This window comes from Mycobacterium colombiense, from assembly GCF_001953985.1.
In the GTDB taxonomy this organism is placed as follows: domain Bacteria; phylum Actinomycetota; class Actinomycetes; order Mycobacteriales; family Mycobacteriaceae; genus Mycobacterium; species Mycobacterium colombiense_B.
On record NZ_MBEI01000049.1, the window covers coordinates 14181 to 36947 of the forward strand.

24 protein-coding genes are annotated in these 22767 nt (G+C 69.2%); 10 read left to right on the top strand and 14 right to left on the bottom strand.

Going from position 1 to position 22767, the window contains the following annotated elements:
* Positions 1-9: 9 nt before the first annotated feature.
* Together A5732_RS11690 and A5732_RS11695 are read right to left on the bottom strand one after the other, a co-directional pair.
* Positions 10-921: an N-acetylglutamate synthase, CG3035 family gene (locus tag A5732_RS11690; protein ID WP_076102283.1), complete on the bottom strand. Its 912-nt coding sequence runs from the start codon at positions 919-921 to the stop codon at positions 10-12.
* Positions 921-1514, bottom strand: a complete 594-nt coding sequence (locus tag A5732_RS11695; protein ID WP_064950674.1) for a peptide deformylase — start codon at positions 1512-1514, stop codon at positions 921-923. Before A5732_RS11695 ends, A5732_RS11690 begins: the two co-directional genes overlap by 1 nt.
* Positions 1515-1716: 202 nt before the next feature.
* Between A5732_RS11695 and A5732_RS11700 the strand changes: the two genes are divergently transcribed.
* From A5732_RS11700 to A5732_RS11730, 7 genes are read left to right on the top strand one after another with little or no spacing between them, the layout of a single operon-like run.
* Positions 1717-2025, top strand: a complete 309-nt coding sequence (locus A5732_RS11700; protein WP_007768412.1) for a DUF3263 domain-containing protein — start codon at positions 1717-1719, stop codon at positions 2023-2025.
* 19 nt (positions 2026-2044) lie between these two features.
* Positions 2045-2521 carry a LytR C-terminal domain-containing protein gene (locus A5732_RS11705; protein WP_076102284.1) on the top strand — a complete coding sequence of 159 codons (477 nt, stop codon included), beginning with the start codon at positions 2045-2047 and terminating at the stop codon, positions 2519-2521.
* Positions 2522-2542: 21 nt separating this feature from the next.
* A complete protein-coding gene (gene sodC, locus A5732_RS11710) occupies positions 2543-3217 on the top strand; it encodes a superoxide dismutase[Cu-Zn] (RefSeq protein ID WP_076053399.1) in 675 nt (224 codons plus the stop codon).
* Complete coding sequence (locus A5732_RS11715; protein ID WP_371915813.1) at positions 3198-4337, top strand: glutamate--cysteine ligase; 1140 nt, start codon at positions 3198-3200, stop codon at positions 4335-4337. Before sodC ends, A5732_RS11715 begins: the two co-directional genes overlap by 20 nt.
* Positions 4337-4975 carry an LON peptidase substrate-binding domain-containing protein gene (locus A5732_RS11720; RefSeq protein ID WP_076102285.1) on the top strand — a complete coding sequence of 213 codons (639 nt, stop codon included), beginning with the start codon at positions 4337-4339 and terminating at the stop codon, positions 4973-4975. Before A5732_RS11715 ends, A5732_RS11720 begins: the two co-directional genes overlap by 1 nt.
* Positions 4976-4998: 23 nt before the next feature.
* A complete protein-coding gene (locus A5732_RS11725; RefSeq protein WP_076102286.1) occupies positions 4999-6021 on the top strand; it encodes a TIGR03617 family F420-dependent LLM class oxidoreductase in 1023 nt (340 codons plus the stop codon).
* Complete coding sequence (locus A5732_RS11730; RefSeq protein WP_076102287.1) at positions 6018-6836, top strand: enoyl-CoA hydratase-related protein; 819 nt, start codon at positions 6018-6020, stop codon at positions 6834-6836. The genes A5732_RS11725 and A5732_RS11730 overlap by 4 nt, the downstream gene beginning before the upstream one ends.
* Here the strand turns inward: A5732_RS11730 and A5732_RS11735 are convergent.
* The 5 genes from A5732_RS11735 to A5732_RS11755 form a co-directional block, all read right to left on the bottom strand.
* Positions 6831-7415, bottom strand: coding sequence for a TetR/AcrR family transcriptional regulator (locus A5732_RS11735; RefSeq protein ID WP_076053409.1), 585 nt, complete (start codon positions 7413-7415; stop codon positions 6831-6833). The genes A5732_RS11730 and A5732_RS11735 overlap by 6 nt on opposite strands.
* Positions 7412-8335 (bottom strand): SDR family NAD(P)-dependent oxidoreductase, encoded by a 924-nt coding sequence (locus A5732_RS11740; protein WP_076102361.1) that lies wholly within the window; start codon positions 8333-8335, stop codon positions 7412-7414. Before A5732_RS11740 ends, A5732_RS11735 begins: the two co-directional genes overlap by 4 nt.
* The gene (locus tag A5732_RS11745; protein ID WP_081396031.1) at positions 8332-9789 is read right to left on the bottom strand and encodes an acyl-CoA reductase; all 1458 of its coding nucleotides are present in this window, start codon (positions 9787-9789) and stop codon (positions 8332-8334) included. Before A5732_RS11745 ends, A5732_RS11740 begins: the two co-directional genes overlap by 4 nt.
* Positions 9786-11222 (bottom strand): hypothetical protein, encoded by a 1437-nt coding sequence (locus A5732_RS11750; RefSeq protein WP_076053411.1) that lies wholly within the window; start codon positions 11220-11222, stop codon positions 9786-9788. Before A5732_RS11750 ends, A5732_RS11745 begins: the two co-directional genes overlap by 4 nt.
* A gap of 87 nt (positions 11223-11309) precedes the next feature.
* Positions 11310-12140 (bottom strand): DUF2867 domain-containing protein, encoded by an 831-nt coding sequence (locus tag A5732_RS11755; RefSeq protein WP_076102288.1) that lies wholly within the window; start codon positions 12138-12140, stop codon positions 11310-11312.
* A gap of 21 nt (positions 12141-12161) precedes the next feature.
* Between A5732_RS11755 and A5732_RS11760 the strand changes: the two genes are divergently transcribed.
* Complete coding sequence (locus tag A5732_RS11760) at positions 12162-12758, top strand: TetR/AcrR family transcriptional regulator (protein ID WP_076053415.1); 597 nt, start codon at positions 12162-12164, stop codon at positions 12756-12758.
* Here A5732_RS11760 and A5732_RS11765 read toward each other — a convergent pair.
* Genes A5732_RS11765 through A5732_RS11775 form a run of 3 tightly spaced genes read right to left on the bottom strand, consistent with a single transcriptional unit; the run spans position 12732 to position 16506 of the window.
* Complete coding sequence (locus A5732_RS11765; RefSeq protein ID WP_076053417.1) at positions 12732-14927, bottom strand: AAA family ATPase; 2196 nt, start codon at positions 14925-14927, stop codon at positions 12732-12734. The two genes, A5732_RS11760 and A5732_RS11765, sit on opposite strands and share 27 nt — an antisense overlap.
* Positions 14924-15787, bottom strand: a complete 864-nt coding sequence (pssA, locus tag A5732_RS11770; RefSeq protein ID WP_076053419.1) for a CDP-diacylglycerol--serine O-phosphatidyltransferase — start codon at positions 15785-15787, stop codon at positions 14924-14926. Before pssA ends, A5732_RS11765 begins: the two co-directional genes overlap by 4 nt.
* A complete protein-coding gene (locus A5732_RS11775; RefSeq protein ID WP_076053421.1) occupies positions 15784-16506 on the bottom strand; it encodes a phosphatidylserine decarboxylase in 723 nt (240 codons plus the stop codon). Before A5732_RS11775 ends, pssA begins: the two co-directional genes overlap by 4 nt.
* Before the next feature lie 65 nt (positions 16507-16571).
* On the opposite strand from A5732_RS11775, the gene A5732_RS11780 reads away from it, so the two are divergent.
* Positions 16572-17786 carry an MFS transporter gene (locus tag A5732_RS11780; RefSeq protein WP_076053423.1) on the top strand — a complete coding sequence of 405 codons (1215 nt, stop codon included), beginning with the start codon at positions 16572-16574 and terminating at the stop codon, positions 17784-17786.
* Here A5732_RS11780 and moeA read toward each other — a convergent pair.
* From moeA to A5732_RS11795, 3 genes are all read right to left on the bottom strand, one after another.
* A complete protein-coding gene (moeA, locus tag A5732_RS11785) occupies positions 17783-18988 on the bottom strand; it encodes a molybdopterin molybdotransferase MoeA (protein WP_076053425.1) in 1206 nt (401 codons plus the stop codon). The two genes, A5732_RS11780 and moeA, sit on opposite strands and share 4 nt — an antisense overlap.
* Positions 18989-19007: 19 nt before the next feature.
* Positions 19008-19946, bottom strand: coding sequence for an SDR family NAD(P)-dependent oxidoreductase (locus A5732_RS11790; RefSeq protein WP_076053433.1), 939 nt, complete (start codon positions 19944-19946; stop codon positions 19008-19010).
* Between the two features lie 150 nt (positions 19947-20096).
* Complete coding sequence (locus tag A5732_RS11795) at positions 20097-21155, bottom strand: alpha/beta hydrolase (RefSeq protein ID WP_076102289.1); 1059 nt, start codon at positions 21153-21155, stop codon at positions 20097-20099.
* A gap of 99 nt (positions 21156-21254) precedes the next feature.
* Here A5732_RS11795 and A5732_RS11800 point away from each other — a divergent pair, with 99 nt between their 5' ends.
* A complete protein-coding gene (locus A5732_RS11800; protein ID WP_076051149.1) occupies positions 21255-21863 on the top strand; it encodes a TetR family transcriptional regulator in 609 nt (202 codons plus the stop codon).
* Between the two features lie 399 nt (positions 21864-22262).
* On the opposite strand, the gene A5732_RS11805 is transcribed toward A5732_RS11800, so the two are convergent.
* Positions 22263-22757 carry a cupin domain-containing protein gene (locus A5732_RS11805; RefSeq protein WP_076102290.1) on the bottom strand — a complete coding sequence of 165 codons (495 nt, stop codon included), beginning with the start codon at positions 22755-22757 and terminating at the stop codon, positions 22263-22265.
* Positions 22758-22767 lie beyond the last annotated feature (10 nt).

The window sequence follows — 22767 nt, forward strand, 5'->3', positions numbered from 1 at the left end:
CGGGCATGGCTAGACGCTATCCCAGCCGCCGGGGCGCACCGGGACGTAGCGGCGGCGGTGGTGCAGCCGGAATCCCAGCGCCGCGGCGAGCGTCGTCGCGCCGGTGTCGGGGACCCGCAGGTAGCCGCGCGTCGCGCCGCGCCAGGCGCCCCACGCCAGCAACGCCTCGCACAGGTCCACCACCGTCCGCTCGTCGGCGCCATCCGCGGAGCGCACGCACGAGATGCCCACCCAGCGCACACCATCGGGTGCGCCGGTCACCGCGGCGCGCGCTACCGCCGCGTCGCCGTGCCGTGCGAACGCGAGCTCACCGTCGACGACCGCGGTGAGCACGTCGACCGGAATGTCGCCGCCGGATGCCCGCAGCCAGGCGTCGTCGGGGCGCGCTGACACGGCAACCGACGGACCGGCATCGTGGGCTTGCGCGTCGGAAAGATCGCGCACCACAACCCGTTCCGTGTGTTCGCCGGTCAGCCCGGGCGGCAACGGCAGCACCCGATCCGGCAGGGCCAGTCGTGGCGTCAGGCCCCGGCGTTCATACCAGTCGACGATCGCCGGGACGGTGCTCACCTGGGCCGAAAGATCCAGCGGCACCGCGGAATTCGCGGCGAGCCCGACGCCGCGGCCCGCCCGCAGCAGCCAGCCGTCCAGCCAGGAGTGCTCCGCGCCCGGCCAGGCCGCGGCTGCGGCATGCTCGAGCGCGCGGATCTGCGAGGTGCGGATGGGGGTGTCGGTGAGCACCCGCAGCGCGACCGCGTCGGAGGGCGCGAACTCGACGACCGCGCCGGTCTTCGTCTGCACCCGCACCATCGGGTCGACCGCCAGCAGGTGACCGACCGCATCGGTCAACGGCGGCACCGAACCGGCCGGGCGGCGGTAGCGAACCGTCACCCGGGTTCCGGGGTCGGGCCACGAAACCATCAGTGACCGAACGGGTCCGGTCCCTCGCCGGGCATCCAGGAGAGGCCGGGAACGCCCCAGTTGTGGGATTTGACGGCACGTTTCGCGCTGCGGGCGTGCCGGCCGATGAGGCGGTCCAGATAGAGGAAGCCGTCCAGGTGCCCGGTCTCGTGCTGCAGCATCCGCGCAAACAGGTCGTTGCCTTCGATGGAGACCGGTTGGCCGTCGCCGTCGAGTCCGGTGACGCGGGCCCACTTGGCGCGGCCGGTCGGGAAGGACTCGCCGGGCACCGACAGGCAGCCTTCGTCGTCGTTGTCGGGGTCGGGCATGGTCTCGGGAATCTCGGAGGTTTCCAGGACCGGGTTGACGACGACACCGCGGCGGCGCTCGGTAAGGCCCCGGTCGTCGGCGCAGTCGTAGACGAACACCCGCAGGCCGACCCCGATCTGGTTGGCCGCCAGGCCCACCCCGTGCGCGGCGTCCATGGTGTCGTACAGGTTCGCGATCAACTCGGCCAGATCCGCCGGCAGTGAACCGTCGGCAGCGACCGGCACCGGCTGTGTCGGGGTATGCAGGACGGGATCTCCCACGATGCGGATCGGAACGACTGCCATGGTCGGCTAAGCTACCGCACGCCCGTGGGCCGCCCAGCCTGCGATCGCAGTCTGGGCAATCTTGGCCAATCGGCCGACTCGCGGGTCTGGATGACGGCTTGAGGGTTTGGCGCGTGTTTCAATATTCGCCGAAAGACGCCCTTAGCTAAGTCAAGTCATTCGAGCAGTTCGGAATTCGCCGAAAGGGTCCAGGGGAAGCGATATGGACAGCGCCATGGCGCGGGCAAATCGATCGGGGGACGACTCTGAGATCGCAGATGGGCTGACCCGCCGCGAGCACGACATCCTGGCCTTCGAGCGCCAGTGGTGGAAGTTCGCCGGTGTGAAGGAAGACGCCATCAAGGAGTTGTTCTCCATGTCGGCGACGCGTTACTACCAAGTGCTCAACGCGCTCGTCGATCGGCCCGAAGCGCTGGCCGCCGACCCGATGCTGGTGAAACGGCTGCGCCGGCTGCGCGCCAGCAGGCAGAAGGCACGTGCGGCGCGGCGCCTCGGCTTCGAGGTGACCTGACTCGTTACAGTAGGGCTCGATGAAAGAACGAGTTCCCGACTCCACCGGGCTGCCCCTCCGGGCCATGGTGATGGTGCTGCTGTTCCTCGGCGTCATTTTCCTGCTGCTCGGTTGGCAGGCCCTGGGTTCGTCGGGGAGCTCTGACGACGATTCGGCGTCGGCGGGGTCCAGCGCGAGTGCCACCAGCACGGCGTCGGCGTCACCGACCAACAAGCCGGCCAGCACCCAGGCCGAAGTGCAGATCTACAACATCTCCTCGAAAGAGGGTGTCGCCGCGCGCACCAAGGACCAGCTGACGTCCGCCGGGTTCAAAGTCACCAAGGTGGACAACATGGCGGTACCCGACGTCTCGGCCACCACGGTCTACTACACCGACGCCGGCGACGAGCACGCCACCGCCGATGCGGTGGGCAAGAATCTGGGCGCGCCCGTCGAACCGCGAATCCCCGCACTCAGCGGCGAGCCGCCGGGTGTCATCGTCCTTGTCGCGGGCTAGCTAGGCGATAGGCTGCTGGCTATGCGTAAGCTGCCTCTGGTTCTGGCCGGTGGCGTCGTGCTGCTGGGTGCCTGCTCGTCACCCGAGCACGTGTCGTCGGTTCCGGGCACCACCCCTGCGATCTGGACCGGATCACCGTCGCCGTCGGCCGCCAAAGCTGCGGAGCCCGGGCCCGCGACGGCGCCGAGCATCATCACGCACCTGAAGGCGCCCGACGGCACCGAGGTGGCCACCGCCAGGTTCGAATTCAACAACGGCTACGCCACCGTCACCATCGAGACGACCGCCGACGGCGTGCTCACGCCGGGGTTCCACGACGTGCACATCCACAAGGTCGGCAAGTGCGAGCCCAACTCGGTCGCCCCGACCGGCGGCGCGCCCGGCGACTTCCTGTCCGCCGGTGACCACTTCCAGGCGCCCGGGCACACCGCCGAGCCCGCCAGTGGAGCCCTACCCTCCTTGCAGGTGCGCAAGGACGGCTCGGGAACGCTGATGACCACCACCGACGCGTTCGCCATGCAGGATCTGCTCACCGGGCAGAAGACCGCGATCATCATTCACGCCGGTGCGGCCAACTCCGCCAACACCCCAACATCCGCGAGCAACAACCAGACCAATCCGGGCCCCAACGACATGACGATGAGTACCGGTGACCCCGGCAAGCGGGTGGCGTGCGGTGTCATCGGTGCCGGCTAACAGGGCCAACACCCACATCGACTTCGCCCGTTCGGCACGGCCGACCCTCGGGGTCGAGTGGGAGTTCGCCCTCGTCGACGCGCACACCCGCGACCTGAGCAACGAGGCCACCGCGGTGATCGCCGAGATCGGCGAAAACCCGCGTGTACACAAGGAATTGCTGCGCAACACCGTCGAGGTGGTCACCGGCATCTGCCGCTCCGCGGGCGAGGCCATGGAGGATCTGCGGCAGACCCTGGGCCCGGCGCGCCGCGTCGTGCGGGAGCGGGGCATGGAGCTGTTCTGCGCCGGCGCACACCCGTTCGCGCAGTGGACTTCTCAGAAGCTGACCGACGCACCGCGCTACGCCGAACTGATCAAGCGCACCCAATGGTGGGGGCGGCAGATGCTGATCTGGGGTGTGCACGTGCACGTCGGCATCTCGTCGCCGAACAAGGTGATGCCGATCATGACGTCGCTGCTGAACTACTACCCGCACCTGCTGGCGCTGTCGGCGTCGTCGCCGTGGTGGACGGCTGTGGACACCGGGTACGCCAGCAACCGGGCGATGATGTTTCAACAGCTGCCCACCGCGGGGCTGCCGTTCCAATTCCAGACATGGGCGGAATTCGAACGCTTCGTCTACGACCAGAAGAAGACCGGCATCATCGACCACGTCGACGAAGTGCGTTGGGACATCAGGCCTTCCCCGCACCTGGGCACGCTCGAAATGCGGATCTGCGACGGCGTGTCCAACCTGCGCGAGCTGGGGGCGCTGGTCGCGCTGACGCACTGCCTGGTGGTCGATCTGGATCGCCGGCTGGAAGCCGACGAGTCGCTGCCGAGCATGCCGCCCTGGCATAACCAGGAGAACAAGTGGCGCGCCGCCCGCTACGGCCTGGACGCGGTGATCATCCTGGACGCCGACAGCAACGAGCGATTGGTCACCGAGGATCTCGACGACGTGCTGAACCGGCTGGAGCCGGTGGCCAAGAAGTTGAACTGCGTCGACGAGCTGGCCGCGGTGGCCGACATCCCACGGCAGGGCGCCTCCTATCAGCGGCAGCGCCGGGTGGCCGAGGAACACGACGGCGACCTGCGGGCGGTCGTCGATGCACTGGTGGCCGAACTGGACATCTGATGACGGAACCCCTTGAGCTGGCGATGTTTCCGCTGGAGTCGGCGCTGCTGCCCGACCAGGACCTGCCGTTGCGGATCTTCGAGCCGCGCTATGGCGCGCTGGTGCGGCACTGCATGGACACCGGCGACCCGTTCGGGGTGGTACTGATCTCGCGCGGGCGTGAGGTCGGTGGCGGCGATGCGCGCTGCGACGTCGGCGTCCTGTCCCGGATCATCGAATGCGTCGACCAGGGCGGCGGGCGTTACGTGCTGAATTGCCGTACCGGGGACCGCATTCGGGTGTCCGAGTGGTTGCCCGACGACCCGTATCCCCGGGCGACGATCACGCCGTGGCCCGACGAACCCGGCGGTGCGGTGACGGACGTTCAGCTGCTCGACGTCGAAGACCGGGCCATGGCGCTGTTCGAGCGGATCGCGCAGGCGCGCGACATCAAGCTCCCCGGCCGCGAGGTGATCCTGGGCGACGGCCGGGGCGGTCCGGCGGGAAAACGCCTGTTCGCGTTGGCATCTCGCATCCCGATCGGCACGGCCGACCGCTATTCGGTGCTGTCGGCGCCGACGGCCGCCGCCCGCCTCGTCGCGTTGCGTGAGGCCGTGGACGCGGTGGCCGAGGTGGTCGAGTTTCAGCTTTCCGAATGACCGGGCAGGGTAAGGATGGGTGCATGAAGGTACAGCTTCAGGTCAGCGGTTCACCGGCGCAGGCGGCGGCGAGTGCCGCCGAGATCGCCGCGACGGGCGCGGACGGGTTGTTCACCTTCGAGGGCCAGCACGACGTCTTCTTCCCGCTGCTGATCGCCGCCGGGACAACCGGCCTGGACCTGATGACCAATGTGGCGATCGCCCCGCCGCGCAGCCCGTTACACATGGCGCACTCCGCCTACGACCTGCAGCTCTACAGCGGCGGCCGGTTCCGGCTCGGCCTCGGGTCCCAGATCAAGGTGCACATCGAGAAACGCTACGGCAGCAGCTGGGGCAGGCCCGCGCCGCGGATGGCCGAAGCCATCGGCGCGATCAAGGCGATCTTCGCCGCGTGGGAAGGCAAGGCCCGCTTGGACTTCCGCGGCGAGTTCTACACGCACACCATCATGGCGCCCAACTTCAACCCCGGCCCCAACCCGTTCGGACCGCCCCCGGTGCTGCTGGGTGCGCTGGGCCCGGTGATGACGCGCACCGCCGCCGAGGTTGCCGACGGCCTGTTGGTGATGCCGTTCAACAGTGCCCGTCACTTCGCCGAGCGCACCGTGCCCGCTATCGGTGAGGGGCTGCGCCGCTCGGGGCGGACGTTGAGCGAATTTCAGATCATCGCCCAGGCCATGGTTGCCGTCGGTCGCGACGAGGCCGACCTGGCGACCGCGATCAACGGGGTGGCCTCCCTCATCGCGTTCTACGGCTCCACGCCGGCGTACCTGCCCGTGCTGCAGGTCGAGGATTGGGACGACGTCCAGCCCGAACTCAACGCCCTGTCCAAGCAGGGCCGCTTCGGCGAGATGCGCGGGCTGATCACCGACGAGATGGTGGCCCGGATCGGCATCGTGGGAACGCCCGAGCAGTGTGCCGAGCAGATCGCCGCGCGGTTCGGAGAGCACGCCGACGAGGTGTGTTGTTACTTCCCGGGTTACACCGCGCGCCCGGCGGACGTCGCCGACATGATCGGCGCACTGCACCGGGTGCCCGCGCTGCCATGAGCCCCGACCTGACCGTCGAAATCGATTCGGGCGTCGCGGTACTCACGCTCAATCGGCCCGACCATCTCAACGCCTACACCGCCGAAATGGGCGAGCTGCTGGGCAGCGCGTACCGCGAGTGCGACGGGGACGACGATGTCCGGGCCATCGTGCTGACCGGTGCCGGGCGCGCCTTCTGCGCCGGCGCCGATTTCTCCGGCGACGCAAGCCCGTTCGACGCACCCGCGAGCGACGGCACGTTCTCGGCCTCGCCGATCACCCCGGCGGCGTTCGAGTTGCGCAAACCGGTGATCGCCGCGGTCAACGGCCACGCCATCGGCATCGGGCTGACCATCGCGCTGCAGGCCGACATCCGCATCGTCGCCGAGGACGCGAAATACGGTGTGGTGCAGGTTCGCCGGGGTGTGCTGCCGGACTGCATGTCGCACTGGACGCTGACCCAGTTGACCACCCTGGGGGTGGCCGCCGACATCCTGCTCACCGGGCGCACGTTCGGCGGCGCCGAGGCCGCCGCGCTCGGGGTCGCCAACCGCGCGTTGCCCGCCGAGCGGGTGCTCGACCATGCGCTGACCGTCGCCCGCGACATCGCGGTCAACGTGGCGCCGATGTCGGCGGCGCTGTGCAAACGCCTGCTGTGGGACAGCGCGATCAATCACTACACGCCGCGACAGGTCGCCGCGCTGGAAACTCTGCTGCACGAGCGGGTGATGGGCGGCGACGACGCCGCCGAGGGCGTCGACGCATTCCGCGAACGTCGTGCGCCGCGTTTCACCGCACAGCTGTCGCGTGACTGGTCGCCGCTTCCCGAGCTATGAACCGGAGTCGGCGGTGAGCAACTCGGCCACTGCGACGCCGAGGTTGTGCAGGTTGGTGTCCAGCGAATAGGCCCGGTCCAGAGTCCAGTTGAGGATGCCCCCGGTCAGGGCGCCAACCATGATGTCCGCCAAGGTTTGTGCGTCGTGGCGCGCACTCACCTCTCCGCGCGCCACCCCCTCCTTGACCAGCTCGACAAAGGTGTCGTGCAGATTCGATCCGCGCTGGATGCCGTAGCCACTGGTGGCCAGCATTTCCCCGATCATCTCGCGGTAGGTGTCGCCCGATCCGGCCAGGGTCTCGGCGATGTCGTCGAACACACCCACAAGCCGCGCCGGGATCGCCTCGTCGGCACGATCGAACACCACATCGTGCAGGTTGACCAACCGTTGCTCGGCCAGCGCGCGGATCATGTCCTGCCGCGTGGCGAAATGATTGAAAAACGTCCGGTTCGCCACGTCGGCGTGTTCGCAGATCTCCTCGATGGTGGTGGCTCCGACACCGTGATTCAAGAACAGATCGAAGGCGGCCGTGAGGATCCGCTCCCGCACCTCGCGCTTTCGCCGCTCGATCCTACTCATGTTGTGCCACAGAGCTTCTCGGAGAGATCCCACAGCTCGGCGGCGCGCCGCTCGTCGCGGGCGTGCGGTGCCGCGGCGCTGACCGCGCAGTCTTCCAGGTAGAGGCCGCCGCGGCCGGCCAGTTCGGGGCTGATGGCAGCCCACACCTGGGTGGCCGCGCCTTGTTCGGGCATGACGAAGTCGAGGAAGCCGTCGGAGGGCTCGGGGCTGTTGTCGGCGGTGAACTTACGCAGCTGCGAGAAGTCCTCGCGGGACATGTACCGCGCGAGCGAGGTCGCCACCGTGCCGGGATGCACTGCGTAGGAGCGGATCCCGAAGTCGAGCAGGCGTCGGTCGGCTTCCACCGCGTGCAGGATATTCGCGGTCTTGGCGGCGCCGTATGCGACGAACTTGTCGTACTCGCGGCGCTCCCAGTTGGGATCGTCGAAGTCGACGTCACCCATCACATGGCCGCCCGAGGACAGGATCACCACCCGGGCGCTGCCGGCGGCGGCGAGCTGAGGGACGAGCAGCCGGGTGAGTTCGAAGTGCCCGAAATGGTTTGTCCCGATCTGCAGTTCGAAGCCGTCCCGGGTGCGGCCGAACGGGGTGAACATGACGCCTGCGTTGTTCATCAACACGTGCACCACCGGCGTGATGTCACCGATCGCGCTTGCCGCCGCGCGAACGCAGGACAGCGCGGTGAGGTCGAGCTGCACCGTCGAGGTCTGGGCGCCGAGTACCTCGGCCGCGATCCACTGGGCCGCCTCCGAGAGCGCATCCCGATTGCGCGCGGCCAGGATGACGTGCGCCCCCGCGGCGGCAAGCGCCCGGGCCGATTCGCGGCCCAGCCCCGACGACGCGCCGGTGACGACACAAGTCTTGCCGGACAGGTCGATCCCGTCGACGACGTCAAGCGCGGTTGGACGGTCGTCGGTCATGCCGGTGCGGCCTGCCACAGCGGGACAACGACGCTCGGATCGCATTCCTCGTCGACGATCCATTTGCACATCCGCCGGATCGGCTCGATGGCGTCCTGCGGCATGGCGAGTGCCACGCTGCAGGCATACCCCAGGCTGGTCAGTCGCTGTGCGCCGAACAACGGCAAGGTGTCGCGCAGCCGGCGCTTGAGCGATTCGGGATAGATGCCGATGGTCTGCGTATAGGCATTCACCGCGGCGGTCACCTTGTCGATGCTATCTACGGGGACGATGTTGGCGACACGACCTGACAACATCGGCGAATAGTCGACCGGTTCGTCGATTTGAGAGACGACGATGGCACCCTCGCGTTGTTCGCCGCCGACGACGCGATAGAAGTCCTCGGCCATCCGCGAGGCCTCGACATGGTCGAGCAGCTCGCGGTTGGGATAGCGCGGCGCGGTGCTGACGACCGCGGGCAGGCTGACCAGTTCGCGGTAGATCAGTTCGCCGAGCCGGTTGGCGTTGGCCAGGCCCGCGGCGTCGGTTCCGGTGAGCGCGTAGATGACCCGGGCGTTGGCACAGCCTTCCTGGTTGGCCACGCCGATGTCGGTCGCCGCGCGGCGGGCCACCTCGCGCAAGGTCTCGTCGTCCGCGAATGCCTCGGCACCGATGATGGTCGAGCTGCGTTTGGGGTCCAGCGCGATCAGCTCCAGACCGGGCTGAATGTAGCGGGTCACGTGCCTGACCGACGCCAATCCGCCCCAGGCCACGATCTTTTCGATGTGCTGAGGCTGGTATAGCGTTTCCTCGACGGCCAGATCGCCGCCCTTCCAGTAGCCGACCGCCAGATGCCTGGTGATCGGGTGCTCCGGCGCGACATCGGCCAGGGTGCGGGCGATGGCGATCGCGGTGAGGGGGTCGTTGGACGGTGCCTTGATGATGACGTCGGAGCGGGTGATCACCGAACGCAGGATGGTCACCGCCGAGACCAGGCCGCCGTTACCGGCCGGGATGTGCAGCACGCGCGACCCGAACGCACGCACCCGCAATTCACGGCCGTCGCTCAGCGTGTGCGGCACCCAACCGTTCAAGTAATCGAGCCCGACCTGGGTGTCGGCGACTTCGGTGACATTGGCGCGGGAAAACAGCGGCGGCAGAACGCGATAGCTGTTCTTGAGCATCTCCGCCGGCAATACGTTGGCCACCAGCGAGGCCTCGTAGGCCTCCTGCAGGTGGGTGTTCGTTTCGAAGTTCAGCGCGTCGCCGAGGGCGGCGAGGACATCGAGGATCTCGTCGAAGCTCAGCTCGTAGAGGTCGCTCATCTGGCCGGGGCTTTTCAGCGGTAGGAGCTCGACGTACTTGCTCATTTCCGGCGCCTGGAATTGCGAGGCGCCGATCCGGGTGTCGAATGGCACGAGATCGTCGGCGATGACCTGGCCGCGTAAGAACAGCGGGACGGTGTAGGCGATCACAGCTCCACGCCCTTCATGAAGTTGACCGCTTCGTCGTGCACCTCTTGGGTCGCAGCGCACGTGATCCGGTCGTCCTCAACGCCCTGCTTCTCGCTGTAGCGGATGATGTCTTTCTCGAACGCGACGCTGGCCTGCCCGCACGGACAGTGCAGATCCCAGTCGATCGTGACCTCGTCGCCGGAGATGACGCCGCCCCAGTGGGCGCGCAGCAGGATGTCGTACACGGCGGCGCGGCCGGTCTGGACACCGGTCCTGGGCAGCGGCTCGCTGGTGTCGGGATCCAGCACGAATGGGATGACCCACGGCGCCACGTGGTAGCGGCCCTGGCTGCATCCCCAGTGAAAGGTGCTCGATTCGGAAAAGCCGTAACCGACCTGGATGCGGTCGACCCCGAGGAAATCTTTGATGATGTCCATGAAATCGTCCGGCAGCGCAACGCCTTTCATGCCGCCGCCGGTGAGAATCGCCGAGTCGGGAGAGAAGACCTTGCGCACGCCGCGGTCCAGCCCGGCCTTGGCGATGTCGTACATCAGGTGGTAGGTGCCCAGCATGAACACCCGCTTCCCGCGCAGCTGGTCGGTAATGCGGGTGAAGAACGCATCCATGTCCTCGGCCTGGCGCGCCTGCATGGCGATGAACTCGTCCTTGCGGGCGGCCAGTGCCGGATCGATCTCGAGCCGATCGAGTTCGCCACGCGACGCCGCCGCCCGCATCTTGGAGGCCAGGAACATCAGGTCGGTGTCCACCGCAAAGGGATACAGCGCGTGAAATCTGGTCTCGTCGCCGCCGGTGAAACCCCGCTTGATCATGTCGGCGATGCGCAGATGACCGAGCTTGCCGCTGGCGAAGTTCGGCCACACCACATCGACCGACGGGTTGAGCTCCGCCTCCGTCGGTTCGTGACCAAAAGTCTGAAATAGGCAGATCTTCCACAGCGTCATGCCTTCTTCGGCGCCGCGTTTGTCCTTGGGCAGGATCGAGATGGTGCCGGTGGTGCCGCTGGAGGTGATGACCTCCAGGGGAGTCTGAGCGTCGAGACGGTCGATCCAGTCATCGATCCCGGCGCAGCCGGTGGTGTCGATGCCGTCCAGGTCGTAGCTGGTGAGCTTGTCCAGCCACTTGGTCATCAGGTCGAAGCGCTTCTTGTCGATCAGCGCCGCCGGGTAGGACTTGAAGGAGGTATGCGAGAACAGCAGCGGCACAACATCATTGAATTCATCGAGTTCGCTGATGTCCAGTCGGTCGGCTAGCTTGCGCAGGATCTCGATGCTTTGGTAATGCTCCGCAAAACGGATGCGCATGGCCTGGCGCTGCAGCTCTTCCAGCTCGAGGCGGCCGATGCTGTGCATCTGCGTGTAGGACTGGCCGAAGAAGCCGATCGGGTCGTTCATGAACGCGTGCACGGGAAGTGCCGTGTTTTCCGTGGCCGTCATCAGGGATCCCTCGATTCGTTGCCGCCCTGGATGGCCACGATAGCCACAATATGCAGTTATAAGCAAGATTGCAGTAAACTGCAAAATCTAGGTACGCACCGCCGGCGCGCGACCCCGGCTCGCGCTGCGCCGCATCAGCCGTGGCGCCACGATTCGATGCAGCGGGCCGATGAACGCCCAGACCGCCCGGGCGGCGATGCGGCGGCGGTAGTGCAGGCGGGTGGTGAGCACCGCCCGCCGGCCGTCCAGGCGGCGCAGCGTCAACTCGCCGCGCATCAACGGGCCGCCCGTCGCCAACACCAGTTCGTCGGCGTCCGACCGGACGATCGGCCAGCCGATCAGGTGACCCTCGGAGCGGGCCGGGCCCAGGTGCAACCGCAGCACGTGGCGGTGGATCCACAGCACGAGCTTTCCGCCCGCGCCCGTCCTGTCGCCGAGGCCGTCGCGGAAGGCTTGTTCGGCCGTGCGCGCGTCGCCGGCGGTGATCGGCACTTCGAAGACGTCCACGTAATCGGCCGCGGTCTCACCGGTCCGGGCCCGCGCGTCGAGCACCGCTGCCGCAACACGTTTCAGGGTTCGCCGCACGGCGACACGGTGCCCGCCGGTGCCAATCACCAGCGCGCGGTACGCATTGCCGTGGATGCCGGGGAAGTCCGCCCAGGTGGCCGCCCGCAGCCGGGTGCGCGCGGAGCCGTCGAGCGCGTCCAGCTCGAAGACCCATCGGTAGACGGCGAACCAGTGGCGGCCCTTGAGCGCGAATCGCGCCGGTGGTCGGGCCTCGTCCAGGACGAAGCCAAAGGGCACGGTCGACGGGTCGCGCGGGTCGCGGCACATCACCCGCAGCAGCGCCGCCCACGTGTCGTCGCGGTTGGCGTCGATGGTTATGGCATGCTCATCGATATAGGGTAATCGTTCCATATAGAAGGAATGTACTAGATCATGGCACCTCCGCGGAAGCATGAAACCGATGTGATTCTCGACGCCGCCCGCGCGCTGGTGCTCGACGGCGGCCCGCGCGCGGCCAGCGTGGCGGCCATCGCGAAAGCCAGTGGCGCGCCGGCGGGCACGTTGTATCACCGGTTCGGCAACCGCGACGGCATCCTGACCGCGGCGTGGCTGCGGGCCCTCGAACGCTTCCAGGCGCGCGCGCTGGCCGCCGAGGGCGATACCCCGACGGCCAGCGCCGTGGCGATGGCCGTGGCCGCCGTCGGCTTCGCGCGCGCCCTGCCCGACGATGCGCGGCTGCTGTTGACGATCCGGCCCGGCGACCTGCTGGACGACGAGCCCGACGCGGCCTTTCAGCGGACGCTCGCCGCGATGAACGCCCCGCTGACGCAGCGCGTCGCGGCGCTGGCCCGCCAACTGTATGGCAACACCAAGCCGCGCTCCGTCGACGCCGTCGCGCGCGCGGTGGCCGACCTGCCGTACGCCGTGGTGCGGCGCCACGCGCACGACGACCCGATGCCGAGCTGGCTGGAAAAGGACGTGGCGGCGTCGGCCCTGGCCGTGCTACAGAGCTTTGGCGAACGCCCGTAGCGCCTCGACCTGCGTGGGATCCAAAGAGGGACGGACGTTTTCGCGCGCCGCCGCGAGGTCGGCGGCCGTCACGTCGGTGGCGTCGATGGATCGGCGCATGGCGGTCAGCGCGGCCTCCCGCAGCAGCGCCACGCAGTCGGCGGCGCTGTAGCCGTCGAGTCCGGCCGCCACCTCGTCCAGATCGACGTCGGCGCTCAGCGGAATGGATTTACCTGCCGTGCGCAAAATCTCGCCGCGGGCCGCGGCGTCGGGCGGCTCGACGAAGACCAGCCGTTCCAGGCGGCCCGGGCGCAGCAGCGCGGGATCGATGAGATCGGGCCGGTTGGTGGCGCCCAGCACGACCACGTCGCGCAGCGGATCGACGCCGTCGAGCTCGGTCAGCAGAGCGGCCACCACTCGATCGGTCACCCCCGAATCGAAGCTCTGCCCACGACGCGGCGCCAGCGCGTCCACCTCGTCGAGGAAGACCAGCGACGGCGCCGAATCCCGGGCACGCCGAAACAGTTCGCGCACAGCCTTTTCCGAGCTGCCGACCCATTTGTCCATCAGTTCGGAGCCCTTGACGGCGTGCACCGACAGCTGCCCGGTGCTGGCCAGCGCCCGCACGATGAAGGTCTTGCCGCAGCCGGGCGGCCCGTACAGCAGCACCCCGCGCGGCGGCTCGACACCCAGCCGGGCGAACGTGTCCGGATGCTGCAACGGCCACAACACGGCCTCGGTCAGCGCCTGCCTGGCCTCGGCCATGTCGCCGACGTCATCGAGGGTGATGTTGCCGACGCTGACTTCCTCGCTGGCCGAGCGCGACAGCGGCCGGATGACGGTGAGCGCACCGACCAGGTCCTCCTGCTTCAGTTCCGGCGGCCGGCCGTCGGCGCTGGCCCGCGACGCCGCCCGCAACGCCGCCTCGCGCACCAGCGCGGCCAGGTCGGCGACGACGAAACCCGGTGTCCGCGAAGCGATCTCGTCGAGGTCGAGATCCGCGGTGGGCACGTTGCGCAGCAGCGACTCCAACAGCGCTTTGCGGGTGCCGGCGTCGGGAAGCGGCAGGCCCAGCTCGCGGTCGCACAGGTCGGGGGCCCGCAGCCGGGCGTCGAGCTGGTCGGGTCGCGCGGAGGTGGCGATCAGGGCGACACCCTCGCTGGCGACCGCAGTACGCAGCTCACCCAGGATCAGCGAGGCCACCGGCTCGGCGGTGGCCGGCAGCAGGGCGTCGACGTCGGTGATCAGCAGCACGCCGCCACCGTCGCGCACGGTCTGCACCGCCGAAGCCACGGCCTTGAGCCGGTCCTCGGCGCCCAGCGCGCCGACCTCCGGGCCGTCCAGCGTGACCAGCCTGCGGTCGCCGCACACCGCGCGCACCAGCGTCACCTTGCCCACCCCGGCCGGGCCCGACACCAGCACGCCGAGGTTGGCTCCGGCGCCCAATGTCTTGAGCAGGTGCGGTTCGTCGAGTGCGAGCTTGAGCCATTCGACGAGCTTGGCCGCCTGCGGCTGAGTGCCTTTCAGTTCCTCGACGACCATCTCCGGCCTGGCGACCTCGACCGAAATCCGCGGCGTGGCCCCGGCACCGGACGGCACGCCGGTGCCCCAGGTGACCAGCGAGTTGGGCTGCACGCTCACCGGCCCCTCCGGGTCGACGCCGGTGACCGTCAGCAGCTCCGAGGTCCAGCTGATGCCGACCGCGGTGGCCAGCGCGCGGGTGGCCTCCGACGTCGAGGTGCCCGGGCCCAGGTCACGGGGCAGCAGCGACACGGCGTCGCCGACGGTAATCACCTTGCCCAGCAAGGCTTGTCGCAAAGTGACCGGCGTGACCGATTGGGTGGTCAGCGCCGAACCGGACAGCGTCACCGACCGCGCACCGTAGACGGTGACGGTGCCCACCACCACCGCGGTGCCCTCGCGCAGCCCCGCGTTGGACAGCGTCACGTCGTCCAGCAGCACGGTGCCGACCGGCGTGTCCGGGCCGGCCAGGCCCGCGACGGCCGCCGTGGTGCGCGACCCGATCAGCGACACCGCGTCCCATTCCCGAATACCCAGCGCCGCAATGGCATTCGGATGCAGCCGGATGACGCCGCGGCGGGAGTCGACGGCGGAGGTGTTCAGCCGGGCGGTCAGCGTGAGCTGACGGGCCGAGCCGGCGCGGTGTACATCGTCGCCGGAGCGACTCACGGCACGCGCCTGCCCGGCTTGCGCAGGCCAAGCCGCGCCACCGACCGGCGATTGGGCTGTGCCCGGCGGATCGCCCGCCGGGTGGCGCGGCGTTGCTTGGGTGCGTCGTCCCACGCCTCGGGGTGCGCGGCCAGCCAGCGCGAGTTGCGGATGGCGAACGGAACATGGCACAGATAGGCGACGATGATCACCCAGATCAAGACATAGGGCGCCAGCACCGCCGCCGCCGCGCAGATCGCCAGGACCGCCAGCAGCGGCGCCGCCCAACTCGGTGGCACCGCGACCGCGTGCATCTTGCGCATCGGGATCTTGCTGACCATCAGGATCGAGGTCCCGGTGATCCAGATGCACAGGAACAGCGGCGACGTCCACCAGCCGTCACCGAACTGCAGCTTGAGCCCGATCAGGCCGATCATCGAGATAGCGCCGGCCGGCGCCGGCATGCCGACGAAGAACTCGTGCGCGTAGGACGGCTGGCTGCCGTCGTCCTGCAATGCGTTGAATCGCGCGAGCCGCAGCACCACGCAGACCGCGTAGAGCAGGATCACCACCCAGCCGGCCGGCGAATTGGTCAGCAGCGTCACGTAGAGCACGATCGCCGGGGTCACGCCGAAGTTCACCGCGTCGGCCAGCGAGTCGATCTCCTCGCCCATCCGGGACTGGGCGTCCAGGATCCGGGCCACCCGCCCGTCGAGCCCGTCCAGGATGGCCGCCGCGGCGATCAGCGCCATCGCGGCCTTGGGCTGGTGCTCGAGGGCGAACCGGATCGAGGTCAGCCCCGCGCACACGGAGAGCACCGTCATCGCGCTCGGCAGGATCTGCAGGTTGACCGCCGGCCGTCCGCGCGGCTTGCTGATCATGGCAGCTCGGCCAGGACGGTCTCGCCGGCGATCGCGCGCTGGCCGACCTTCACCAGCGGCTCGGAGCCCGGCGGCAGATAGGTGTCCAGCCTGGAGCCGAACCGGATCAGCCCGTAGGTGTCACCGATCGACAGCTTGTCCCCGGCGTGCGCGTCGCAGATGATGCGCCGGGCCAGCAACCCGGCGACCTGCACCGCGACGACGTCCGCGCCGCTGGCGGTGCGCAGGTGCAGGCTGGTGCGTTCGTTCTCGGTGCTCGCTGCGGCCAGGTCGGCCGAGCCGAATCGGCCCGCCCGGTGCTGAACCGCGATCACCTCGCCGCTGACCGGCGCGCGCTGCACGTGGGCGTCCAGCAGCGACAGGAAGATGCTGACCCGCGGCAGCGGCGCGTCGCCCATGCTCAGTTCGGCGGGCGGGGCGGCGAAGTCGATCACACAGATCTCGCCGTCGGCGGGTGCGACGATCGCGCCGGGCCGGGTGGGTGGCACCCGCGGCGGGTGACGGAAAAACCCCGCGCAGGCCCCGGCGGCCAGCAGGCCCGCCCGTCGCACCCATCGATGCCTGCGGCCGAGAAGCGCCAGTGCCAGGCCGGCGCCGATGAACGGTCGGCCCGCCGGATGCACCGGTGGCACCGCGGAGCGCACCAACTCCAGCGCGTGTTGCGGGCTGAAGCCCGGGTCCTGAGCAGAGGGGCCGATAGTGCGGGGGCGTCGTGCCACGCGGCCATCTTACGGAGCGCGCGGCTGATTCGTAGACGCCCGCAGAGGGAACGCCCACCTTCGACATGCAACCGCACAGCGCCGATCGGCGGGCAACACAGTTGCGCCGGGCGAAAGCCACGGTCACCGCCGTCTTCGTCGCGCACGGCCTGGTCTTCTCGTCGTGGGCCGCCCACATTCCCCACGTCAAGGCCGAGCTCGGCCTCTCCGACGCAGCGCTCGGCACGGCGCTGTTCGGCGCGCCGCTGGGCTCGGTGGTGGCCACGCTGCTCAGCCACTGGGCGCTGCCGCGCTGGGGCAGCCACCGGCTGATCCCGGTCACGGTGGCCGGCTATGTCGCGGCCGGGGCGACGGTGGGGCTGTCCGGATCCGCGGCCGCGCTGTTCGGTGCGCTGGCGCTGTGGGGGCTGTTCCAGGGGGCGCTGGACGTCGCGATGAACACCCAGGCGGGCACGGTGGAGCGGCTCGCCAGGGCGCCGATCATGGCGCGGTTTCACGGCATGTGGAGCGTCGGGGCGTTGGTGGGCGCCCTGATCGGTGCGGCGTGCGTCGGCGCCGGTGTCGGCCTGACCGGTCAGCTGACTGTCCTGGGGCTGGTCGTCCTGATCGTGGTGGAACCGCTGACCCGCCGCCTGCTGCCCGACGCCGCCGATTCCGTTGCCGCGTCGCCGGAACCGGACCGGGGCAAGCGGGCCTGGATGACGCCGGCGGTGGCGATCCTGGCGGCCGTGTCGTTCGCGTCGTTTCTCTGCGAGGGCGCCGCCACCGACTGGTCGGCCAACTACCTGCGCAACGTGATCGGCGCCGGCCCGAGCGTGGCCGCGCTGAGCTACGCCGCCTACACGCTGACGATGGTGATCACCCGGTTCGGCGCGCCCCGGCTGCACGCCCGGGTGTCCAGCCGCCGGCTGCTCCCGTCGCTGGCGCTGGTGGCCGTCGCGGGCATGAGCGTCACGCTGGTGGCCGCCAGCGCCTGGGTCAGCGTGCTCGGTTTCGCCGCACTGGGCGTCGGTGTGGCGCTGCTGGTGCCCACCGCCTTCAGCGCGGCCTACGGCGCGAGCGGCGCCGGATCGGCGATCGCCATCGTGGCCGCGACCGGTTGGCTGGGTTACCTGCTGGGGCCGCCGCTGATCGGCCACCTGTCCGGTTGGGTGGGGCTGTCGGCGGCGCTGGTCACCATCCCGGTGATGATGGCGATCGTCGGCATCGCGATCCGCTGCTCCCCGGCCTTCGATAAGGCCGACGAGTTCCACCGGGACGTGGCCACGCCCGCCGGCTAGCGCAGATCCCACACCTGCAGCTGGGTGCCCTCGAGCACCTCGACGACGTCCTCGGGGATGTCCAGCAGTCCGTTCGCCGATGCCAGCCAGCGCAGGTGATGCGACGCCGGTGGGCCGTAGCTGGTGACCGTGCTGGCGTCGTCGTTGAGCACCGCGCGCCGGAACTGGCGCTTGCCGCGCGGTGACGTCAGCGCCTCGGCGAGCACCGCGGTGCGGTGGGGGCGGTCCGGATCCGGCAGGCCCATCGCCCTGCGCAGCGCGGGCCGGATGAACACCTCGAAGGACACCAGAGCGCTGACCGGATTGCCGGGCAGCGTGACGATCGTCTTGCCGCGCACCCGGCCGACGCCCTGCGGCATGCCCGGCTGCATGGCGACCTTGACGAACTCCACGCCCTGGTCGCCCTCGCGTCCGAACGCGTCCTTGACCACCTCGTAGGCGCCGGCGCTGACGCCGCCGCTGGTGATGATCAGGTCGGCGTCATCCGCGTATCGGTCGATGATCGAACTGAATTGCGCCACTTCGTCTTCCGCGGTCGCGACGGCCACCAGATCGGCGCCCGCATCCCGGACGGCCCCGGCCAGCATGATCGAGTTGGACTCGTAGATCTGCCCCGGCAGCAGCGCGGTGCCCGGCGTCACCAGCTCCGAGCCGGTCGAGATCACCAGCACCCGCTGGCGCGGGATCACCGGCAACTCGGCGATGCCCAGCGCCGCCGCCAGGCCGAGCACGGCCGGCGTCACGACCTGACCCCGGCGCAGGACGGTGGTGCCGGGGGAGACGTCCTCGCCGGCGCGGCGGATGTGCCTGCCGGCGTCGCGGGGCGCGCGGATCGCCACCACGTCCACGCCGCCGTCGGTGTCCTCCACCGGCACGACGGCCGTCGCCCCGGCCGGCAGCGGCGCGCCCGTCATGATGCGGTGCGCCGTCCCGGGCCGCAGCGTCAGTTCGTCGGTGCGCCCGGCCGGAATGTCCTCGGCGACGGGCAGCATCACCGGCTGTTCGGGCGTGGCGCCCGACGTGTCCTCGGCGCGCACCGCGTAGCCGTCCATCGCGGAGTTGTCGAAGACCGGCAATGCCAGCTGCGCCACCACGTCCTCGGCCAGGGCCAGGCCCTGGGCCTCGGCCAGCGGCACCGCGACCGGTGGCCGCGCGCGAATCAACTCGGTGACGACCCGCTGATGTTCGGCGACTGAGCGCATCGGAGCCATTATCCGCGCGTCAGACGGGGAACTTGACGCCGGTGAGTTCTTCGGAGACGGCCCAGAGCCGACGCTGCAGTTCCTCGTCGTGGGACTGCGCGCTGGACTCGACCAGCTTCGGGCGGCCGCGCTGCTCGAGGAAGCCGGAAGGGCCGTAGTACTGGCCGCCCTGCACGGCGGCATCGGTGGCCGCCCGCAGCGTCGGCAGCGCGCCCATGGCCGGGCTCTGGAACAGCACCGGTCCCAGCACGGCCTTCACCGGGCGGAAGACGCCGGGCAGGTTGCGGGCCAGCTCGGTGTTGGATCCGCCCGGGTGCGCCGCGACCGCAATGGTCTTCGCGTCGGCCTTGGCGGCCAGCCGGCGCTGCAGCTCGTAGGTGAACAGCAGGTTGGCCAGTTTGGATTGCCCGTAGGCGGCGATGCGGTCGTACCCGTGTTCCCACTGCAGGTCGTCGAAGTGGATCGCGGCCCGCAGCCGGTGGCCGAGGCTGCTGACCGTCACCACCCGCGAGTCCCGCACCACCAGCAGGTTGTCGAGCAGCAAGCCGGTCAGCGCGAAGTGGCCGAGATGGTTGGTGCCGAACTGCAATTCGAAGCCGTCCGCGGTGACCTGCTTGGGCGTCCACATCACCCCGGCGTTGTTGATCAGCAGGTCGATGCGCGGGTAGGCCGAGCGCAGCGCGTCGGCCGCCGAGCGGATCGCGTCCAGGGAGGTCAGATCCAACTGCTGCAGCGTGACATCCGCGCGCGGGCTGGCGGCGACGATGCGCGCCAGGGCCGCGTTGCCCTTTTCCAGGTTGCGCACCGCCAGCACGACGTGCGCGCCGCGATAGGCCAGCACGGCGGCCGTCTCATAGCCGATGCCGGTGTTGGCGCCGGTGATGACGACGACGCGGCCGCTCTGATCCGGGACGTCGCCCTCCGACCAATTGCGGTTCTCTGTGTCGTTGGAAGCCATGGCCCAAAACATACTCATCGGCGGCGGACGGCGCCGGGTTGGGCGACGGCCTCGCGGTGGCGTCCCGGCGGCCCCGGTTGGGCTGATCCTGCGAAGAAAACCGTTATCCGGACGGCGATTTCCTGGCGTTCGGCAAACGAGCGGGGTGCGTCACACCGGCGTCGCCATTTGCCCGCGGACCCAGGCGATGATCTTGGGCACCACCTCGGGAGCCTTGCTCATGGCGACGTGGCCGGTGCCCTCGATCAGGTGCACCTCGGTGTCGCGGCGGCCGCGGAAGTCCAGGGTGTCGGACTGCGGGATGAAGTAGTCGTCGGCCCCGTTGATCACCAGCATCGCCGAATTCTTCTGCTGGGCAAGTAGATTCGCGCGGTTCAGCCGTTCCATGCCGGCGCTGAGCTGGTCGAGGGTGGGGGAGTGGTCGCGGTGCATGGCGTTGCCCAGGATGTCGTGCATGCCGTAGGGCAGCCTCGCGAGATTCTCCGGACCGAACGCGGCGACGACCGGGCCGCCGAGATCGACTGCGGCATCGACGATTCCGGAGAGCCCGGACATCGCGGAGAAGTTGCCGCCGAACGACGCGCCGAAGTGAGCGACCCGCCCGTCGCCGAGCGTGCGGGCGTAGCCGGCCAACCCGCGGATCACCTCGTCGGCGTGCTCGTCGAGCGGGATCGCGGTCTCACCGGTGCCGGGGTGGTCGAAGGCCATCGTGGTCACGCCGGCGCCCTGGCTGAATCCGACCCACCAGGGGTGGATGTCCATCTTCCAGGTATCCACACCGCCGCTGGCGATCAGCACCGGCCGGGCCGGGTAGTCGCCGTCGGTCGAGTACAGGTGCACCGGCACCTCGACGGAGCCGCCGCGGTATCCGACGGTGATGATGCGCCGCTCGAAGCGCACCGGAAAACCGCTGGCCGCCAATTGAAATTGCTCGAGTTGGTGCTGCATCGCCTTGGCCCGGGCCGGGTCGGTGAGGCAGGGAAACTTGGCGCACCCGTAGATCAGGGAGGCCATCCGGTGTTCGCCGCGCTCGGCGTATTCGCCTGCCAGACTTGACCATTCATAGACCCAGCCGCCGGGTGCGTCGGTCCACATGTCGTCGACGGCCGAGCGGACCCGCTCGATGTCGTCGCGCGGGATGCCGAACTTCGCGAACTGATCGGTGCGGTCTTCGAACATGGCCGCGGCGTCGATGTCGTAGGTGTACATGGTGGCCTGCCCCTCATTTTCACGGCCTGTTGAGACTAGTCTCACGCTACGATGAAACTAGTCTCAACGCAAGGGGAAATTCACGCTACGATGAAACTCATGGCGAAGAGATCGACAACTCCCGGTCCGCGAGATGAACGCGGGGTGCTGGCCGCCCGGATCGTGGCCGCCGCGCGCGACGAGTTCGCCGAACACGGCTGGGCCGGCACCACCATCCGCGCGATCGCGCGGGCCGCCGACGTCGATCCCGCGCTGGTGTACCACTACTTCGGGTCGAAGGAGAAGCTGCTGGATGCGGCGACCAACCCGCCGCAGAAGTGGCTGGACAACGTCGCCAAGGTCTGGGGCACACCGGTGGAGCAGCTCGGCGCCGCGGTGCTGAGCCTGATGCTGGCCAGCTGGCAGGACGAGGAGGTCGGGCCGACGTTGCACGCCATCCTGCAGACCGCGGCGCACGACGCGACCACGCGGGAGAAGCTGCGACGCGTCGTCGCCGGCAGCCTGATGGGCGCCGCGCAGCTCGGCGTCGACGAACACGAGCGCCTGATCCGCAGCGGCCTGATCGCGTCACAGACGATCGGTCTGGCGTTGATGCGCTACGTCTGGAAGATCGAGCCCATCGCGTCGATGACCGACGACGAGGCCGTCGCGGCCATCGGCCCGAGCCTGCAGCGCTACGTCAACGGCGACCTGACACCCGCGACGTAGCGACGGACGGTGTGCGCGGTCGTCGGCCCGAAGGGCGTGCCACGCGGGCCCGTCGAGCCATCGCGGGCGGTGCGAGGGACAGACGTGCCCGGGCCCGATCACGGTATCCCCGCCCGCCCCGCTGATAGCCGCTCACGCGGGTGCCGCGTTCCGGCACGGCGACCGCCGCCGGTGGACGCGGCCGAAAATCCGGTGTGCTCCGGGGTTTTGGGCGTTTGATCCGCAGACTGATCATCACCGGGGCGCTCATCGACCAATCGATTCTTTGCCGCATCCAGGCCGCAGCCCGCTTCGACTGCTTTCTCGTCCGCACGGCCACACCCTACGCCCACCGTTGCCGGGGTCGGAACAAAGCGCAGAAACGTTACGGCAGAGGAAATTTCGCGTTAATGCAAGGGTTTACTGCACCCAGAAATTATCGTGCCGGATGAACCACTCCCGGCGTTCGTCGTCGGTCATGTCGGCAAGGGCCGCAAAGCCTTCGAAGTAGGCCTCGCGGGGTGCGCCGGGTGCGAACAACATCAGGATCGATGCCGGCTCGTCCGCCTCGTTGCGAAAACCGTGCACACCCCCGGGCGGCACGTAGAGGAAGTCACCCTGATGGCCGTCCGCCCACTGCGTGCCGTCGTAGAGCTTCATCGTCCCGGACAGGACGAAGAACGCCTCGGACATGGCGCGGTGGAAATGCGCCGGGGGCCCGCCGCCGGCGCGGGCGATGTCGACCCGGTAGAGGCCATAGTCGCCGGCGGTGTCCTGTTGGTTGGCCAGGTAGTGGTACTTGACCCCGGACGTCTCATAGTCGGGTGGTTGATCGGCCCGCTTCAGCCAGGCGCTGATCTCCGGTTCGTCTTTGGTGTATCGGGCGGGCGGGTAGGGCGGCACGACGAGGGACATGGTTCCAGTG

Bases quoted from the DNA above. Each gene is read 5' to 3' on its own strand.
- A5732_RS11690 (WP_076102283.1), bottom strand. From the start codon at position 921: ATGGTTTCGTGGCCCGACCCCGGAACCCGGGTGACGGTTCGCTACCGC.
- A5732_RS11695 (WP_064950674.1), bottom strand. From the start codon at position 1,514: ATGGCAGTCGTTCCGATCCGCATCGTGGGAGATCCCGTCCTGCATACC.
- A5732_RS11700 (WP_007768412.1), top strand. From the start codon at position 1,717: ATGGACAGCGCCATGGCGCGGGCAAATCGATCGGGGGACGACTCTGAG.
- A5732_RS11705 (WP_076102284.1), top strand. From the start codon at position 2,045: ATGAAAGAACGAGTTCCCGACTCCACCGGGCTGCCCCTCCGGGCCATG.
- sodC (WP_076053399.1), top strand. From the start codon at position 2,543: ATGCGTAAGCTGCCTCTGGTTCTGGCCGGTGGCGTCGTGCTGCTGGGT.
- A5732_RS11720 (WP_076102285.1), top strand. From the start codon at position 4,337: ATGACGGAACCCCTTGAGCTGGCGATGTTTCCGCTGGAGTCGGCGCTG.
- A5732_RS11725 (WP_076102286.1), top strand. From the start codon at position 4,999: ATGAAGGTACAGCTTCAGGTCAGCGGTTCACCGGCGCAGGCGGCGGCG.
- A5732_RS11730 (WP_076102287.1), top strand. From the start codon at position 6,018: ATGAGCCCCGACCTGACCGTCGAAATCGATTCGGGCGTCGCGGTACTC.
- A5732_RS11735 (WP_076053409.1), bottom strand. From the start codon at position 7,415: ATGAGTAGGATCGAGCGGCGAAAGCGCGAGGTGCGGGAGCGGATCCTC.
- A5732_RS11740 (WP_076102361.1), bottom strand. From the start codon at position 8,335: ATGACCGACGACCGTCCAACCGCGCTTGACGTCGTCGACGGGATCGAC.
- A5732_RS11750 (WP_076053411.1), bottom strand. From the start codon at position 11,222: ATGACGGCCACGGAAAACACGGCACTTCCCGTGCACGCGTTCATGAAC.
- A5732_RS11755 (WP_076102288.1), bottom strand. From the start codon at position 12,140: ATGGAACGATTACCCTATATCGATGAGCATGCCATAACCATCGACGCC.
- A5732_RS11760 (WP_076053415.1), top strand. From the start codon at position 12,162: ATGGCACCTCCGCGGAAGCATGAAACCGATGTGATTCTCGACGCCGCC.
- pssA (WP_076053419.1), bottom strand. From the start codon at position 15,787: ATGATCAGCAAGCCGCGCGGACGGCCGGCGGTCAACCTGCAGATCCTG.
- A5732_RS11780 (WP_076053423.1), top strand. From the start codon at position 16,572: ATGCAACCGCACAGCGCCGATCGGCGGGCAACACAGTTGCGCCGGGCG.
- moeA (WP_076053425.1), bottom strand. From the start codon at position 18,988: ATGCGCTCAGTCGCCGAACATCAGCGGGTCGTCACCGAGTTGATTCGC.
- A5732_RS11790 (WP_076053433.1), bottom strand. From the start codon at position 19,946: ATGGCTTCCAACGACACAGAGAACCGCAATTGGTCGGAGGGCGACGTC.
- A5732_RS11795 (WP_076102289.1), bottom strand. From the start codon at position 21,155: ATGTACACCTACGACATCGACGCCGCGGCCATGTTCGAAGACCGCACC.
- A5732_RS11800 (WP_076051149.1), top strand. From the start codon at position 21,255: ATGGCGAAGAGATCGACAACTCCCGGTCCGCGAGATGAACGCGGGGTG.
- A5732_RS11805 (WP_076102290.1), bottom strand. From the start codon at position 22,757: ATGTCCCTCGTCGTGCCGCCCTACCCGCCCGCCCGATACACCAAAGAC.